The organism is Streptomyces sp. HUAS YS2 (genome assembly GCF_033343995.1).
In the GTDB taxonomy this organism is placed as follows: Bacteria; Actinomycetota; Actinomycetes; order Streptomycetales; family Streptomycetaceae; genus Streptomyces; species Streptomyces solicathayae.
Genome location: NZ_CP137573.1, coordinates 6586349 through 6600922, shown reverse-complemented (window position 1 = coordinate 6600922; position 14574 = coordinate 6586349). Strand labels below are relative to the sequence as shown.

Sequence of the window (14574 nt, the reverse complement as noted above, 5' to 3'; positions counted from 1 at the left end):
TCGGACACGGGACGCAGCACTCCACAGGAGTGTACCGGGTCGGCCGGGCCCCCGTGCACCGGCCCCGGGCGGGCGGTCGGGCGGAGCCCCGGGCGGGGGCGTCGTCAGCCGCCCTCGCCGCGCAGCCGCTCGCGGACCTTCTCGACCACGTCGGCGTAGCGGGCCTCTGCGCCGTACCGCGTGGGTTCGTAGTACCGCCGGCCGTGCACCGCGTCGGGCGCGTACTGCTGGGCCGCGATGCCGCCGGGGACGTCATGCGGGTAGACGTAGCCCTGGGCGTGGCCGAGCTTGGCGGCGCCCTTGTAGTGGCCGTCGCGCAGATGCGGCGGTACCGGTCCGGCGAGGCCGTTGCGCACGTCCGCCTGGGCGGCGAAGATCGCGGTCGTCGCCGCGTTGGACTTGGGGGCCAGGGCCAGTGCGATGGTGGCGTGGCTGAGCGTCAGGGCCGCCTCGGGGAAGCCGATCATGGCGACGGCCTGGGCGGCGGCGACGGCGATCGGCAGCGCGTTCGGGTCGGCGAGGCCGATGTCCTCGCTGGCCGAGATCATCAGCCGCCGGGCGATGAACCGGGGGTCCTCCCCCGCCTCGATCATCCGGGCCAGGTAGTGCAGGGCCGCGTCCACGTCCGAGCCGCGGATGGACTTGATCAGGGCGCTGGCCACGTCGTAGTGCTGGTCGCCGTCCCGGTCGTACTTCACCGCCGCGCGGTCGACGGTCTCCTCGAGCGTGGCGAGCGTGATCTCCGGCTCGCCCTTGGCGATGGCCGCGCCGGCCGCCGCCTCCAGGGCGGTCAGCGCCCGGCGCGCGTCGCCGCCGGCGATCCGCAGCAGGTGCGCCTCGGCGTCCTCGGGGAGCGTGACGGCGCCGCCGAGACCTCGGTCCTCGGTGAGCGCCCGCTTGAGCAGATCGCGCAGGTCGTCGTCGGTGAGCGGTTCGAGGGTGAGCAGCAGGGAGCGGGACAGGAGCGGCGAGATGACGGAGAAGTACGGGTTCTCCGTGGTCGCGGCGATGAGGGTGACCCAGCGGTTCTCCACGGCGGGCAGCAGCGAATCCTGCTGGGCCTTGCTGAAGCGGTGGATCTCGTCGAGGAAGAGGACGGTCTCCTTGCCGTAGCCGCCGGCCGCGCGGCGGGCGCCGTCGATGACCGCGCGGACCTCCTTGACCCCGGAGGTGATCGCGGAGAGCTCCACGAACCGCTTGTTCGTCGCCTTGGAGACGACGTACGCGAGGGTGGTCTTGCCGATGCCGGGCGGGCCCCAGAGGATCACCGAGGAGGCCCCGGCCGGGCCTCCGTCGCCCTCCCCCACGAGCCGCCGCAGCGGCGAGCCCGGCTTGAGCAGGTGCTGCTGGCCCACGACCTCGTCGAGGGTGCGCGGGCGCATCCGGACGGCCAGCGGGCTGCTGGCCGGATCCTTCTCCTGGCGTTCTTCGGCGGCGGCGGTAAAGAGGTCGGGCTCCACGCAAGAAGCCTAGGTCACGCCACCGACAGCCCGGTCAGCTCGTCCAGAAGTCCCACCAGCGGGTCAGGATCAGCATGCCGATGATGCCGATGTGCAGCACCGGCAGGACCCAGGTGAACTCCTCGAAGAAGGTCTTCAGGGCGCCCGGGGCGGGAATGACGCCGGAGCGGACGTTCTGCGAGGTCACGTACCAGAACATGACGATGGTGGCGACCCACGCCAGGCAGCACCACAGGCAGAGCGCGTTGATCTCGTACAGCGACTGGTACATCAGCCAGGCGCAGAACCCGACGCCGAACAACGTGCCGGCGTTGAGGCCGAGCCAGTACCAGCGGCGGTAGCGGGCGCCGGCGAGCAGGGCGACGCCGATCGCGATCACCATGCCGTAGGTGACGAGGCCGAGCATCGGGTTGGGGAAGCCGAAGGCCGAGGCCTGCTCGCTCTTCATGATGCTGCCGCAGGAGACGACCGGGTTGAGGCTGCAGCCCGGCGTGAAGTTCGGGTCCTCGAGCAGCTTGAACTTGTCGAGCGTGATGACCCACGCGGCCAGCAGACCGGCCGCGCCGGTGATCACCAGCATCCAGGCGAAGGCCCGGCTCGCGCCGATCGTCCCGGAGTCCCCCTTGGACGACGTGTCGTCCAGCGCTGCACTCGTCATTTCGCCGTTCCATGGTCGTCGCGGGCGGATGGGCATGGTCATTCTGCCGTACCACGCCCTCTGTCCACCGTTCGATGGACATAAGGACGACCGGCCGACGGTCGTGGAGGCCGGGCCTCCGCAGGACGCTCTGGTCATGACGAACACAGGAACCGCGGTACGCGTCCGTGGACTTCGCAAGCGGTACGGCGAGATCGCCGCCGTCGACGGGCTCGACCTGGACATCCGGTACGGCGAGGTCTTCGGCGTCCTCGGCCCCAACGGGGCGGGCAAGAGCACCACGGTGGGCATCCTCCAGGGGCACCGCTCCCGGGACGCCGGCGAGGTGTCGGTGCTCGGCGCCGACCCCGCCACCGGCGACCGGCTCTGGCGCTCCCGGATCGGGGTGGTCTGGCAGGACGAGTCCCCTCCTGCCGAGCTGACGGTGCGGGAGACCGTGACCCAGTTCGCCCGCTACTACCCGCGGCCGCGCGACCCGGCCGAGGTGATCGCGCTCGTCGGCCTGGAGAAGAAGGCGTCCAGCCGGGTGCGGACGCTCTCCGGCGGTCAGCGCCGCCGGCTCGACGTGGCGCTCGGTGTGATCGGCGGTCCGGAGCTGGTGCTGCTCGACGAACCGACCACCGGCTTCGACCCGGCGGCCCGGCGGCAGTTCTGGGAGCTGGTCAGGCGGCTCGCCGCCGAGGGCACCACGATCGTGCTGACCACCCACTACCTGGAGGAGGCCGAGGCGCTCTCCGACCGGCTCGCCGTGGTCGCCGGCGGCCGGGTGGTCGCGGAGGACACCCCGGCCGGTCTGCGCGCCCGGTACGGGGAGGGCGCGACCGTCGCCTGGCGCGAGGCGGACGGCTCGCCGCGCAGCGAGGAGACCGCCACCCCGACCCGCACGGTCGCGGAGCTGCTGCACCGCTTCGACGGGGAGATCCCCGGACTGACCGTCAGCCGCCCCACGCTGGAGGACGTCTACCTCCGGCTCACCGGACAGGAGGCCGCCCGATGACGCTCACCACGGAACGCGCGGGCGACAGGACGGCGGCCCGGCTGCCCGGGGCCTGGTCGCTCGGACTGCACCAGGGGGCCCAGGAGATCCGGCAGTTCTTCCGGGCTCGCGAGCAGGTGGTGTTCACCTTCGCCTTCCCGATCGTCTTCCTGTTCCTGTTCGCCTCGATCTTCGGCGACGCGATGGAGGGCACCGGCACGACGGCCTCGCAGCACTACGTGGCCTCGATGATCGCTGCCGGGATCATGTCGACGAGCTTCCAGTCGCTGGGCATCTCGATCGCGATCGAGCGGGACGAGCACGTGCTGCGCCGGCTGCGGGCGACGCCGATGCCGCCGGCCGCGTACTTCCTCGGCAAGGTGTGGCTGGTGCTGTTCACCTGCGTCCTGGAGACCGCGGCGCTGCTGCTGTTCGGCACGACGCTGTACGACGTCGAACTCCCCGCGGACCTGTCCGGCTGGCTGACGTTCGGCTGGATCTTCGTCCTCGGGCTGACCGGCTGTTCCCTGCTCGGCATCGCGATCAGCAGCGTGCCCCGGTCGGGGAAGAGCACGACCTCGGTCGTCGTGCTGCCCTTCCTGGTCCTGCAGTTCATCTCCGGGGTGTACATCCTGGTGGACGCGCTGCCGGACTGGATGCTCACGATCGGGGCGGTGTTCCCGCTGAAGTGGATGGTGCAGGGGCTGCGCGGGGTGTTCCTGCCGGACGCCGCCGCGGTCCTGGAGCCCGCGGGAAGTTGGGAGTTCGGGCGGATCGCCCTGGTGCTGGCGGCCTGGTGCGTCGGAGGATTGGTGCTGTGTCTGCTGACCTTCCGCTGGAAGAACCGGGACGACGGCTGAACGGGCCGGACGGCCCCCGGGAGTCCGACGTGCACACCCGGACGTTCCGCAACTGGGACCTGTACTTCGCCGTGGTCTGGGCGGGCACGCTGGCCTTCGCGCTCGGCGCGGAGCACCCGGCGTGGCCGGTCCGGGCCGCGGCGGCCTGCGTGTTCGCGCTCCAGGTGCCCTGGTACCTGCTGGTCGGACGGCCGCAGATGGTGGCGCTCGCGCCGGCCGGACCCCGGGCGGTGCTCCATGTCGGGGGCGCGGTGCTGCTGTTCCTGGTGCCCGCCCTGCTGGTCGGGGAGACCCGGCTGGCCACCTTCGCGCTCGTGCCGCAGTGCTTCATGCTGCTGCGGCTGCGCACGGCGCAGCTCGTGGTGGCGGTCGTCAACGTGGCGCCGGTGGTGGGCTGGGCGCTGCTGTGGCGGCCGCAGGCCGGGGTGGTGTTCCTGGACTCGGTGTTCGCCGTCGTCTCGCTGTGCTTCTCGCTGGTCCTGGGGACCTGGATCATCCGGGTGGTCGACCAGAGCGAGGAGCGGGCGGCACTCATCGCCGAACTGGACGCGCACCGCCTGGAGGTGGCGCGGCTGTCGGCGGCGAACGGGGCGCGGGCCGAGCGTGAGCGCTTCTCCCGCGAGATCCACGACACCCTCGCCCAGGGCTTCACCAGTCTGCTGATGCTGGTTCAGGCCGTGCAGTCGGAGCTGGACCGCGATCCCGCGGAGGCGCGCCGCCATCTGGCGATGATGGCGGAGACCGCCCGGCAGAACCTGGCCGAGGCGCGGGCCCTGGTCGCCCACGGCGCGCCCGCCGACCTGGCGGGCACCACGCTCCCCAACGCACTGCGCCGACTGGTCGCCGGGCACTACTACGCCTCTCGGTTCAAGGCGACCGGCTCCGAACACCCCCTGCCCGCGGCTCTGGAGGTGATCGCGCTGCGGTCCTGCCAGGAGGCCCTGGCCAACGTCCGCCGGCACGCGGGCGACGGCGCGGGCGTTCTCGTGTCGCTCGCGTACGGCGAGGACGAGCTGACCCTGTCCGTACGGGACGACGGCCACGGCTTCGACCCGCTGGCGCCGCACGAGGGCTACGGGCTGCGCGGGCTGCGGGCCCGGGCCGCCGAGGTCGGCGGCACCGCCGAGATCCGCAGCGCCCCCGGCGCCGGCACCACCGTCACCGTCCGTCTTCCCGTCCCCGCCAGGAGTGCGCCGTGATCCGGATCCTGCTCGCCGACGACCACCCGGTGGTACGGGAGGGACTGCGCGGCATGCTGGCCGCGGAGCCGGACCTCGACGTGGTCGGCGAGGCGCCGAACGGCCCGCGGGCCGAGGCGCTGTGCGCCGAACTCCGGCCGGACATCGTGCTGATGGACCTGAGGATGCCGGGCGGCGGCGGGGTCGAGTCGATCCGCCGGATCCGGGCGGCCGGTCTGCCCTGCCGGGTCGTCGTCCTCACGACGTACGAGACGGACGGGGACATCCTGCGCGCGGTGGAGGCGGGTGCGGCCGGCTACCTCCTGAAGGACCTGGCGGGCGCCGAACTCGCGGAGGCGATCCGGTCCGCGGCCCGGGGCGAGACCGTGCTGGCTCCGTCGGTGGCGGCCCGGCTGGTGGACCAGCTGCGGACGAAGCCGGAGCGGCCTCGGCTGTCGGAGCGGGAGACGGCGGTGCTGCGGCTGGTCGCGGAGGGCTGCACGAACGCGGAGATCGGCCGCCGGCTCTACATCGGGGAGTCCACGGTGAAGACGCATCTGCTGCGGGTCTTCGGCAAGCTCGGCGTCGACGACCGCACGGCGGCGGTGACGAGCGCGCTGCGGCACGGACTGCTCGACGGCTGACGACGGCCGCAGGGGCCCGGTCCGCTCGGAAGCGGGCCGGGCCCCTGCGGGCGTTCGGAACCGGGTCAGGCCAGCTTGGCCCGTACGGTCTCCACGAGCTTGTCCACTGCGACCGCCTCCTGCTCTCCGGACTCCATGTCCTTCAGCTGGACGACACCCTCGGCGAGGTCGCGCTCGCCGGCCACGATCGTGTAGCGGGCGCCGGACCGGTTGGCGTTCTTCATGTGGCTCTTCAGGCCCTTGGCGCCGTAGCCGAAGTCCGTCGCCACCCCGGCCTTGCGCAGCTCGGTGACGACACCGAACAGCACCCGGCGGGCCTCCTCGCCGAGCGGCACGGCGAAGACGCTGGTGGCCGGCGGGACGTCCAGCTCGATGCCCTCGGCCTCCAGGGCGAGGACGGTGCGGTCCACGCCGAGCGCCCAGCCGACCGACGGGAGCGCCGGGCCGCCGATCATCTCGGACAGGCCGTCGTAGCGGCCGCCGCCGCCCACCGCGGACTGCGAGCCCAGACCGTCGTGCACGAACTCGAAGGTCGTGCGGGTGTAGTAGTCCAGGCCGCGGACCAGCTTCTCGTCGTCCTCGAAGACCACGCCCGCCGCGGTCAGCAGCTCGCGGACCTCGGAGTGGTAGGCCTTGCAGGCCTCGCACAGGTAGTCCTTGAGCAGCGGCGCGCCGACCAGCTGCTTCTGCACGTCGGCCCGCTTGTCGTCGAGCACCCGCAGCGGGTTGATCTCGATCCGGCGGCGGGTCTCCTCGTCGAGGTCGAGGCCGCGCAGGAAGCCCTGGAGCGCCTCGCGGTAGACGGGGCGGCACTCCTTGTCGCCGAGCGAGTTCAGCAGGATGCGGAAGTTCCGCAGGCCGAGCGAGCGGTACGCCTGGTCGGCCAGGATGATCAGCTCGGCGTCGAGCGCCGGGTCCTCGGCGCCGATGGCCTCGGCACCGACCTGCGAGAAGTGGCGGTAGCGGCCCTTCTGCGGGCGCTCGTAGCGGTAGTACGAGCCGGAGTACCAGAGCTTGACCGGCAGGCCGCCGGCCTTGTGCATGTTGGCCTCCAGTGCCGCGCGCAGCACGGAGGCGGTGCCCTCGGGGCGCAGCGCCAGGTTGGCGCCGCCCTTGGTGGTGAGGGTGTACATCTCCTTGGTGACGATGTCGGTGGACTCACCGACACCGCGGGCGAAGAGGTCGACGTCCTCGAAGCCCGGCGTCTCGACGTAGCCGTAGCCGGCCGTGCGCAGCGGCGTCGAGATGGCGTCCCGGACGGCCAGGTACGTCGCGGAGAACGGCGGGATCAGGTCGAACGTGCCCTTGGGGGCCTTGAAGGTGCTCACGGAAGTCTCTCGTCACATTCCTCGTCGGGGAGCCTGCGTGCTCCCGAGGCCGGCGGCCACTTCCCGGAGATACGGGTTGGTGGCGCGCTCCTGGCCGATGGTCGTCTGGGGACCGTGTCCGGACAGCACCACGGTCGAGTTGTCGAGCGGCAGGCACACGCGGGCCAGCGATTCGAGCATCTCGTCCATGTCACCGCCGGGCAGGTCGGTGCGTCCGATGGAGCCGGCGAACAGCAGGTCGCCCGAGAAGAAGACCGAAGGGATCTCCTGGGTCTTGGGCATCCGGAAGGTCACCGACCCCTTGGTATGGCCGGGCGCGTGCGCGACGGAGAACTCCATGCCGGCCAGCTCCAGCTTCGCGCCGTCGGAGAGCTCGCGGACGTCGTCCGGCTCCCCCACGGTCAGCTCGCCCATGAGCGGCATCCCGATGGACCGGCCGAGGGCCTTCTCCGGGTCGCTCATCATGTAGCGGTCCTGGGGGTGGATCCACGCGGGAACGTCATGGGCACCGCAGACCGGGACGACGGAGGCGACATGGTCGATGTGGCCGTGGGTGAGGACCACCGCGACCGGCTTGAGCCGATGCTTCTTCAGCGTCTCCTCGACCCCCTGGGCGGCCTGGTGGCCCGGGTCGATGATCACGCACTCCTCGCCTGCGGCGGGGGCGACCAGGTAGCAGTTGGTCCCCCAGGCCCCGGCGGGGAACCCGGCAATCAGCACGATCGTCCTTAACTGTCGTCCGGCACGAGACTGCGGCAGAGCGGAATGCAGCAGATCAGAGCCTACCGGCGCTGCTCATTCCACAGCCAACCCGTATACGGTACGGGCACACCCGGCCAGGACAGGAACAAGCGACCGACAAGGAGCGACCCGGTGGTCAGCAGCGATCAGCGGCGGCGGCAGCTCGCCAGGGAGAAGTTCGAGCGGCAGCAGCAGCGCCGGGAGGCGGCGCGCAGGAAGGCCAGGCGCCGCAACGCGATCGTCGCGGCGGGGCTCGCCGTGGTGCTCGCCTCGGGCGGCGCCGTGTACGCCTCGGTCGCGCTGACCGACGACGACACGGACAAGAGCTCGGACAACGCGGCGCCGAGCGGCAGCCCGACGCCCACCGCGTCCGAGTCGAAGGCTCCCGAGCCGAAGATGGCGATCGACGCCGAGGCGAAGTACACGATGTCCCTGGACACGAGCCGGGGCGCGATCTCGATCGCGATGGACGCGGCGAAGACCCCGCGCACGGTGAACTCTTTCAAGCACCTCGCGGACAAGGAGTACTTCGACGGCACGAAGTGCCACCGCCTCACCACCTCCGGCATCTTCGTCCTCCAGTGCGGCGACCCCAAGGGCGACGGCACCGGCGGCCCCGGCTACACGATCCCGGACGAGAACCTGACGGCGCTCGGCAAGGCGGGCGCGGACGGCTCCGTGACCTTCCCTGCCGGCACTGTGGCCATGGCCAACACGATGCAGCCGAACACCGGCGGCAGCCAGTTCTTCCTCGTCTACAAGGACACCAAGCTGCCTCCGCAGTTCACCCCCTTCGGCACGATCGACGCGGCCGGCCTGAAGGTCGTCCAGGAGATCGCGAAGGCCGGTGTCGCGGGCGGAGCCACGGACGGAGCGCCCAAGACGACCGTCACCGTGGAGAAGGCCGCGGTCCGGAAGGCGTGAACCGCTGAACTTCGCTCGCGCTGAGAGCGGACAGCCGGGCGGCCGGTCGCCTAGATTGGCGTTGTGCAGCGCGGACGTGATTCCGCGCCGAGGAGGGCGGGCGAGGCCCGCCGCGAAACTGTGGACGATGCCCAGGGGGCGAGGCCCCCTCGTACGGCATCAGGTGGAGGAGGCGCTGTGAGCAGCGACCCGTGGGGCCGCGTCGACGAGACGGGCACCGTGTACGTGCGTACGGCCGACGGCGAGAAGGTCGTCGGTTCCTGGCAGGCCGGCACCCCTGAGGAGGCACTGGCCTACTTCGAGCGCAAGTACGAGGGCCTGGTTGTCGAGATCGGCCTCCTCGAGCGTCGGGTGAGGACCACCGACCTCTCGGCGAAGGACGCCACGACCGCCATCGAGCACCTGCGTCAGCAGATCGACGAGCACCACGCCGTCGGTGACCTGGACGCGCTGGCGAAGCGGCTGGACAAGCTGGTCGAGACCGTGGACTCGCGCCGCGAGGAGCGCAAGGTCCAGAAGGCGAAGCAGGCCGACGAGGCGCGCCACGCCAAGGAGGCGCTGGTCGTCGAGGCGGAGGAGCTGGCGCAGAGCGAGCAGTGGCGGGCCGCCGGTGAGCGGCTGCGCGCGCTGGTGGACACCTGGAAGGGCCTGCCGCGGCTCGACCGGAAGTCCGACGACGAGCTGTGGCACCGCTTCTCGCACGCCCGCTCGGCCTTCTCGAAGCGCCGCAAGGCGCACTTCGCGTCGCTGGACGCGCAGCGCGAGGAGGCCCGCAAGGCGAAGGAGGCGCTGGTCGCCGAGGCGGAGTCGCTGTCGAACTCCACCGACTGGGGTGCGACGGCCGCCCGCTACCGCGAGCTGATGGCGGACTGGAAGGCGGCGGGCCGGGCCCAGCGCGAGCACGAGGACGACCTGTGGAACCGCTTCCGCGGCGCCCAGGACGTGTTCTTCGCGGCCCGCTCCGGGGTCTTCGCCGAGCGCGACGCCGAGCAGACCGAGAACCTCAAGCTGAAGGAGGAACTCGCGACCGAGGCCGAGAAGCTGGTGCCGGTGACGGACCTGAAGGCGGCCCGCGCGGCCTTCCGGAACGTCAACGAGCGCTGGGAGGCCATCGGCCACGTGCCGCGCGACGCCCGCCCGAAGGTCGAGGGCCGGATGCACGCGGTGGAGCGGGCGATCCAGGAGGCCGAGGAGGCCGAGTGGCGCCGGACGAACCCGGAGGCGCGGGCGCGTGCCGCGGGTCTGACCGGTCAGCTCCAGGACGCGGTCGACAAGCTGCAGAAGCAGATCGACGCGGCCCGTGCGGCGGGCAACGACGCCAAGGCCGACAAGCTCGCCAGGGAACTGGAGGGCCGCCAGGCGCTGCTCGACCAGGCGCTGAAGGGCCTTGAGGAGTTCGGCGGCTGAGCGGAGAGCCCCGTACGAGGAAGGGCCCCCGGGACATGGTCCCGGGGGCCCTTCCTCGTACGCGCTGCTACGGCCGGCGGGCCGAGGTGACGCGGTAGACGTCGTACACGCCCTCCACGCCGCGGACCGCCTTCAGGACGTGTCCGAGGTGCTTCGGGTCGCCCATCTCGAAGGTGAAGCGCGAGGTGGCCACCCGGTCGCGGGAGGTCTGCACGGCCGCGGACAGGATGTTCACGTGCTGGTCGGAGAGCACGCGGGTGACGTCCGAGAGCAGGCGGGACCGGTCCAGCGCCTCGACCTGGATGGCGACCAGGAACACCGAGGACTGGGTGGGCGCCCATTCGACGTCCAGCATCCGCTCGGGCTGCTGGGACAGCGAGTCGACGTTGACGCAGTCGGCGCGGTGCACCGAGACGCCGCTGCCGCGGGTGACGAAGCCGATGATCGGGTCGCCGGGCACCGGGGTGCAGCAGCGGGCCAGCTTCACCCAGACGTCCTCGACGCCCTTGACGACCACGCCCGGGTCGGCGTTCGACCGGCGCTTGGTGCGGCCGCGGGACGGCGGCGCGGTCTCGGCGATGTCCTCGGTGGCGGCCTCCTCGCCGCCGAGCGCCTGGACCAGCTTCTGCACGATGGACTGCGCGGTGACATGGCCCTCGCCGATCGCCGCGTACAGCGAGGAGATGTCGGTGTAGCGCATCTCGTGGGCGAGGGTGACCAGGGAGTCTCCGGTGAGGATCCGCTGGATCGGCAGGTTCTGCTTGCGCATGGCCCGCGCGATGGCGTCCTTGCCCTGCTCGATGGCCTCGTCGCGGCGCTCCTTGGAGAACCAGGCGCGGATCTTGTTGCGGGCCCGCGGCGACTTGACGAAGCCGAGCCAGTCCCGGGACGGGCCGGCGCCGGCGGCCTTGGACGTGAAGACCTCGACGAGGTCGCCGTTGTCCAGGGTCGACTCGAGCGGCACCAGGCGTCCGTTGACGCGTGCGCCTATGGTGCGGTGGCCCACCTCGGTGTGGACCGCGTACGCGAAGTCGACGGGGGTGGCGCCGGCGGGCAGCGCTATGACGTCGCCCTTCGGGGTGAAGACGAAGACCTCGTTGCGCGACAGGTCGAAGCGGAGCGACTCCAGGAACTCCGAGGGGTCCTCGGTCTCCTTCTGCCAGTCGAGCAGCTGGCGCAGCCACGCCATGTCGTTGATGTGGTCGTCCTTGCCGGCCTTCTTCGGCACGTCGGTGCGCACCTTGGAGGCGCCGGCGACGGCCTCCTGCTTGTACTTCCAGTGCGCGGCGATGCCGTACTCGGCGCGGCGGTGCATGTCGAAGGTGCGGATCTGCAGCTCGACCGGCTTGCCGTTGGGTCCGATGACCGTCGTGTGCAGCGACTGGTACATGTTGAACTTCGGCATCGCGATGTAGTCCTTGAACCGGCCGGGGACCGGGTTCCATCGCGCGTGGACGGTGCCGAGGGCGGCGTAGCAGTCGCGGACCGTGTCGACGAGGACGCGGATGCCGACCAGGTCGTAGATCTCCGCGAAATCGCGGCCGCGGACGATCATCTTCTGGTAGACGCTGTAGTAGTGCTTCGGCCGGCCGGTGACGGTCGCCTTGATGCGGGCGGCGCGCAGGTCGGACTGGACCTCGTCGGTCACTATCGCGAGGTACTCGTCCCGCTTGGGGGCGCGCTCGGCGACCAGGCGGACGATCTCGTCGTACATCTTGGGGTAGAGGATCGCGAAGGCGAGGTCCTCCAGCTCCCACTTGATGGTGTTCATGCCCAGGCGGTGGGCGAGCGGCGCGTAGATCTCCAGGGTCTCGCGCGCCTTCTTCTCCTGCTTCTCGCGCTTGAGGTACCGCATGGTGCGCATGTTGTGCAGGCGGTCGGCGAGCTTGATGACCAGGACGCGGGGGTCCTTGGCCATGGCGACGACCATCTTGCGGACGGTCTCGGCCTGGGCGGCCTCGCCGAACTTGACCTTGTCCAGCTTGGTGACGCCGTCGACGAGCAGGGCGACCTGGTCGCCGAAGTCGCGGCGCAGCGTGTCCAGGCCGTACTCGGTGTCCTCGACGGTGTCGTGCAGCAGGCCGGCCATCAGGGTGGCCGGGTCCATGCCCAGCTCGGCGAGGATGGTGGTGACGGCGAGCGGGTGCGTGATGTACGGGTCGCCGCTCTTGCGCTTCTGGCCGCGGTGCCAGCGCTCGGCGACCTGGTAGGCCCGCTCGACCTGGCGCAGCGTCGCGGTCTCGATCTTCGGGTCGTTCGACCGGACGATCCGCAGCAGCGGTTCGAGGACCGGGTTGTACGGCGACTGGCGCTGGACGCCCAGCCGGGCGAGGCGGGCCCGCACCCGGTTGGAGGAGCCGCCCGGTCGGGCGGCGGAGCTCGGCGTGGGCCGGGGAGTGGCGAGCGGCGCCGGGGCGGCCGGGGCACGGTCGGGCGCCGGCCGGTTCTCCGCAGGCTTGTCCTGGGGCGTGGCGGGTCCCGGCGCGGCCTTCTCAGCCTGCGGGTCGGGCTGCGCGGCGGAGAGTGGCTGGACCTCGTCTGGCAAGAGCGCTCCTCTGGGGGTCCCCCCGGACGGAGTCTGGGGGAGGATCCGGGTCCCCCGGTCAGGCCCGGAAAACCCATGGTATCGACCCGCCCGCCACCGCGCGCACGCGTCCGCCACCTGAGCGCTCCCACCAGGATCCGGCCACCTGGGTGCCGAGGGCGGCGGGCAGCGCGAAGGGGCGCCCCGGGAGATCCCGGGACGCCCCTTCACAGGCACGGCGAGCGTGCTCAGACCGTGATCAGCGCCTCCAGCGGAGCGCCGTCCAGGACGGGCTCCAGGCGGGCGCGGCCCGGCAGGAAGCCGAGTTCCATCAGGACCGCGACGCCCGCGACCGAGGCGCCGGCGCGGCGGATCAGCTCCAGCGAGGCCTCGGCCGTGCCGCCGGTGGCGAGGACGTCGTCGATGACCATGACGCGGTCGTCCGCGGTCAGGTCCTCGGCGTGCACCTCGATCTCGGCGGTGCCGTACTCCAGCTCGTACGCCTGCTTCAGCGTGGCGCCGGGCAGCTTGCCGGCCTTGCGGACCGGGATGAAGCCCAGGCCCGCGCGGACGGCGACCGGGGCGGCGAGGATGAAGCCGCGGGCCTCCAGGCCCGCGATCTTCGTCGCCCCGTTGCTCAGACACAGCTCGGCGAGCGTGTCGGTAAGCGCCGAGAATGCCACCGGGTCCGCGAGCAGCGGCGTGATGTCCTTGAACAGCACGCCCGGCTTCGGGTAGTCGGGGACGTCCCGGATCCTGCTGAGCAGCAGGCCGTGCGGGTGACGCGGGTCCTCGGTCATCGCCGTCCGTCCGTGGACCGGCCGCGCCGGCCGCGCTGGCCGACGACGGCCGCCGGAACGGCGTCCTCGTGGCTCTCCGGCTCGTCCACCGACTCGCCCTTGGCGGCCGCGGAGGCCCGCTTGGCGAGCACGCGCTTCCTCAGCGCCTTCATGGCCGGCTCGCGCTCCTTGAGGTCGGCGACCAGCGGCGTGGCGATGAAGATCGACGAGTAGGCACCGGCGGCGAGACCCACGAAGAGCGACAGCGAGATGTCGTTCAGCATGCCCGCGCCGAGGACGCCGCCACCGATGAACAGCAGACCGGCGACCGGCAGCAGCGCCACGACCGTGGTGTTGATCGACCGGATCAGGGTGCTGTTGATCGAGATGTTGGCCAGGTCGCCGTAGGTGTACCTGGTCTGCTTGGTGGCGTCCTTCGTCTGCTCCTTGAGTGAGTCGAAGACGACCACCGTGTCGTAGAGCGAGTAGCCGAGGATCGTCAGCAGACCGATGACCGTACCGACCGTGACCTCGAAGCCGACCAGCGAGTAGATGCCGACGGTGATGGTGAGGTCGTGGATCAGGGCGACCAGCGCCGCGATCGCCATCCGCCATTCGAAGGCGATGGCGAGGTACAGCACCACCAGGATCATGAAGACCCCGAGGCCCGTCCAGGCCTTGGTGGCGATCTGCTCGCCCCAGCTGGGGCCGACCAGCTCGGCCGCGATCGTCGACTCGGTGACGCCCAGCTCCTCGGCCAGCTCCGTGCGGATCTGGTCGGACTTCTCGGTGTCGATGCCACCGACCTGGATGCGCAGCTTGCCGTCGCCGAGCTGCTGGACGATCGCGTCGTGGCCGGAGGCCTCCTCGGCGAACTCCTGGGCCTGGGAGACCGAGACCTCGGTCTTCGGCGTGGTGAAGACCGCGCCGCCCTGGAACTCGATGCCCATGTTGAGGCCGCGCACGGCCAGGGCCACGATCGCCGTGATGGTGATCAGTATCGAGATGCCGTACCAGATCTTGCGGTTGCCGATGAAGTCGTAGACGACCTCACCGCGGTTGAGCCGGGCGCTGAGACGGTCGCGCTTCGACATC

The 14574-nt window shown here is 71.4% G+C and carries 13 protein-coding genes; 6 read left to right on the top strand and 7 right to left on the bottom strand.

Annotation, left to right across the window (positions count from 1 at the left end; translation table 11 throughout):
- Positions 1-104 precede the first annotated feature (104 nt).
- Both R2D22_RS30615 and R2D22_RS30610 read right to left on the bottom strand, forming a co-directional pair.
- Positions 105-1460: a replication-associated recombination protein A gene (locus R2D22_RS30615; protein WP_318108075.1), complete on the bottom strand. Its 1356-nt coding sequence runs from the start codon at positions 1458-1460 to the stop codon at positions 105-107.
- A gap of 34 nt (positions 1461-1494) precedes the next feature.
- Complete coding sequence (locus R2D22_RS30610) at positions 1495-2118, bottom strand: vitamin K epoxide reductase family protein (RefSeq protein WP_318108073.1); 624 nt, start codon at positions 2116-2118, stop codon at positions 1495-1497.
- A gap of 136 nt (positions 2119-2254) precedes the next feature.
- Here R2D22_RS30610 and R2D22_RS30605 point away from each other — a divergent pair, with 136 nt between their 5' ends.
- Genes R2D22_RS30605 through R2D22_RS30590 form a run of 4 tightly spaced genes read left to right on the top strand, consistent with a single transcriptional unit; the run spans position 2255 to position 5776 of the window.
- Positions 2255-3115, top strand: a complete 861-nt coding sequence (locus R2D22_RS30605) for an ABC transporter ATP-binding protein (RefSeq protein WP_318108071.1) — start codon at positions 2255-2257, stop codon at positions 3113-3115.
- Positions 3112-3954, top strand: a complete 843-nt coding sequence (locus R2D22_RS30600; RefSeq protein ID WP_318108069.1) for an ABC transporter permease — start codon at positions 3112-3114, stop codon at positions 3952-3954. Before R2D22_RS30605 ends, R2D22_RS30600 begins: the two co-directional genes overlap by 4 nt.
- Positions 3912-5153, top strand: a complete 1242-nt coding sequence (locus R2D22_RS30595) for a sensor histidine kinase (RefSeq protein ID WP_318108068.1) — start codon at positions 3912-3914, stop codon at positions 5151-5153. The genes R2D22_RS30600 and R2D22_RS30595 overlap by 43 nt, the downstream gene beginning before the upstream one ends.
- Positions 5150-5776, top strand: coding sequence for a response regulator transcription factor (locus tag R2D22_RS30590; RefSeq protein ID WP_318108066.1), 627 nt, complete (start codon positions 5150-5152; stop codon positions 5774-5776). The genes R2D22_RS30595 and R2D22_RS30590 overlap by 4 nt, the downstream gene beginning before the upstream one ends.
- Positions 5777-5841: 65 nt before the next feature.
- Here the strand turns inward: R2D22_RS30590 and hisS are convergent, their stop codons facing one another.
- Together hisS and R2D22_RS30580 are read right to left on the bottom strand one after the other, a co-directional pair.
- The gene (gene hisS / locus R2D22_RS30585; RefSeq protein ID WP_318108065.1) at positions 5842-7104 is read right to left on the bottom strand and encodes a histidine--tRNA ligase; all 1263 of its coding nucleotides are present in this window, start codon (positions 7102-7104) and stop codon (positions 5842-5844) included.
- Between the two features lie 12 nt (positions 7105-7116).
- On the bottom strand, positions 7117-7824 hold the full coding sequence (locus R2D22_RS30580; RefSeq protein WP_318108063.1) for an MBL fold metallo-hydrolase: 708 nt from the start codon (positions 7822-7824) through the stop codon (positions 7117-7119).
- Positions 7825-7977: 153 nt separating this feature from the next.
- Here R2D22_RS30580 and R2D22_RS30575 point away from each other — a divergent pair, with 153 nt between their 5' ends.
- Together R2D22_RS30575 and R2D22_RS30570 are read left to right on the top strand one after the other, a co-directional pair.
- The gene (locus R2D22_RS30575; RefSeq protein ID WP_318108061.1) at positions 7978-8769 is read left to right on the top strand and encodes a peptidylprolyl isomerase; all 792 of its coding nucleotides are present in this window, start codon (positions 7978-7980) and stop codon (positions 8767-8769) included.
- Between the two features lie 177 nt (positions 8770-8946).
- Positions 8947-10176, top strand: a complete 1230-nt coding sequence (locus R2D22_RS30570; protein WP_318108059.1) for a DUF349 domain-containing protein — start codon at positions 8947-8949, stop codon at positions 10174-10176.
- A gap of 67 nt (positions 10177-10243) precedes the next feature.
- On the opposite strand, the gene R2D22_RS30565 is transcribed toward R2D22_RS30570, so the two are convergent.
- The 3 genes from R2D22_RS30565 to secF form a co-directional block, all read right to left on the bottom strand.
- Positions 10244-12721: a RelA/SpoT family protein gene (locus tag R2D22_RS30565; RefSeq protein WP_318108057.1), complete on the bottom strand. Its 2478-nt coding sequence runs from the start codon at positions 12719-12721 to the stop codon at positions 10244-10246.
- Between the two features lie 227 nt (positions 12722-12948).
- Positions 12949-13500 (bottom strand): adenine phosphoribosyltransferase, encoded by a 552-nt coding sequence (locus R2D22_RS30560; protein WP_318108055.1) that lies wholly within the window; start codon positions 13498-13500, stop codon positions 12949-12951.
- Positions 13497-14573 (bottom strand): protein translocase subunit SecF, encoded by a 1077-nt coding sequence (gene secF / locus R2D22_RS30555; RefSeq protein ID WP_318108053.1) that lies wholly within the window; start codon positions 14571-14573, stop codon positions 13497-13499. Before secF ends, R2D22_RS30560 begins: the two co-directional genes overlap by 4 nt.
- Position 14574: the final 1 nt, after the last annotated feature.

Coding starts and splice junctions, on each gene's coding strand:
- R2D22_RS30610 (WP_318108073.1), bottom strand. CDS start 2,118: ATGACGAGTGCAGCGCTGGACGACACGTCGTCCAAGGGGGACTCCGGG.
- R2D22_RS30605 (WP_318108071.1), top strand. CDS start 2,255: ATGACGAACACAGGAACCGCGGTACGCGTCCGTGGACTTCGCAAGCGG.
- R2D22_RS30600 (WP_318108069.1), top strand. CDS start 3,112: ATGACGCTCACCACGGAACGCGCGGGCGACAGGACGGCGGCCCGGCTG.
- R2D22_RS30560 (WP_318108055.1), bottom strand. CDS start 13,500: ATGACCGAGGACCCGCGTCACCCGCACGGCCTGCTGCTCAGCAGGATC.
- secF (WP_318108053.1), bottom strand. CDS start 14,573: ATGTCGAAGCGCGACCGTCTCAGCGCCCGGCTCAACCGCGGTGAGGTC.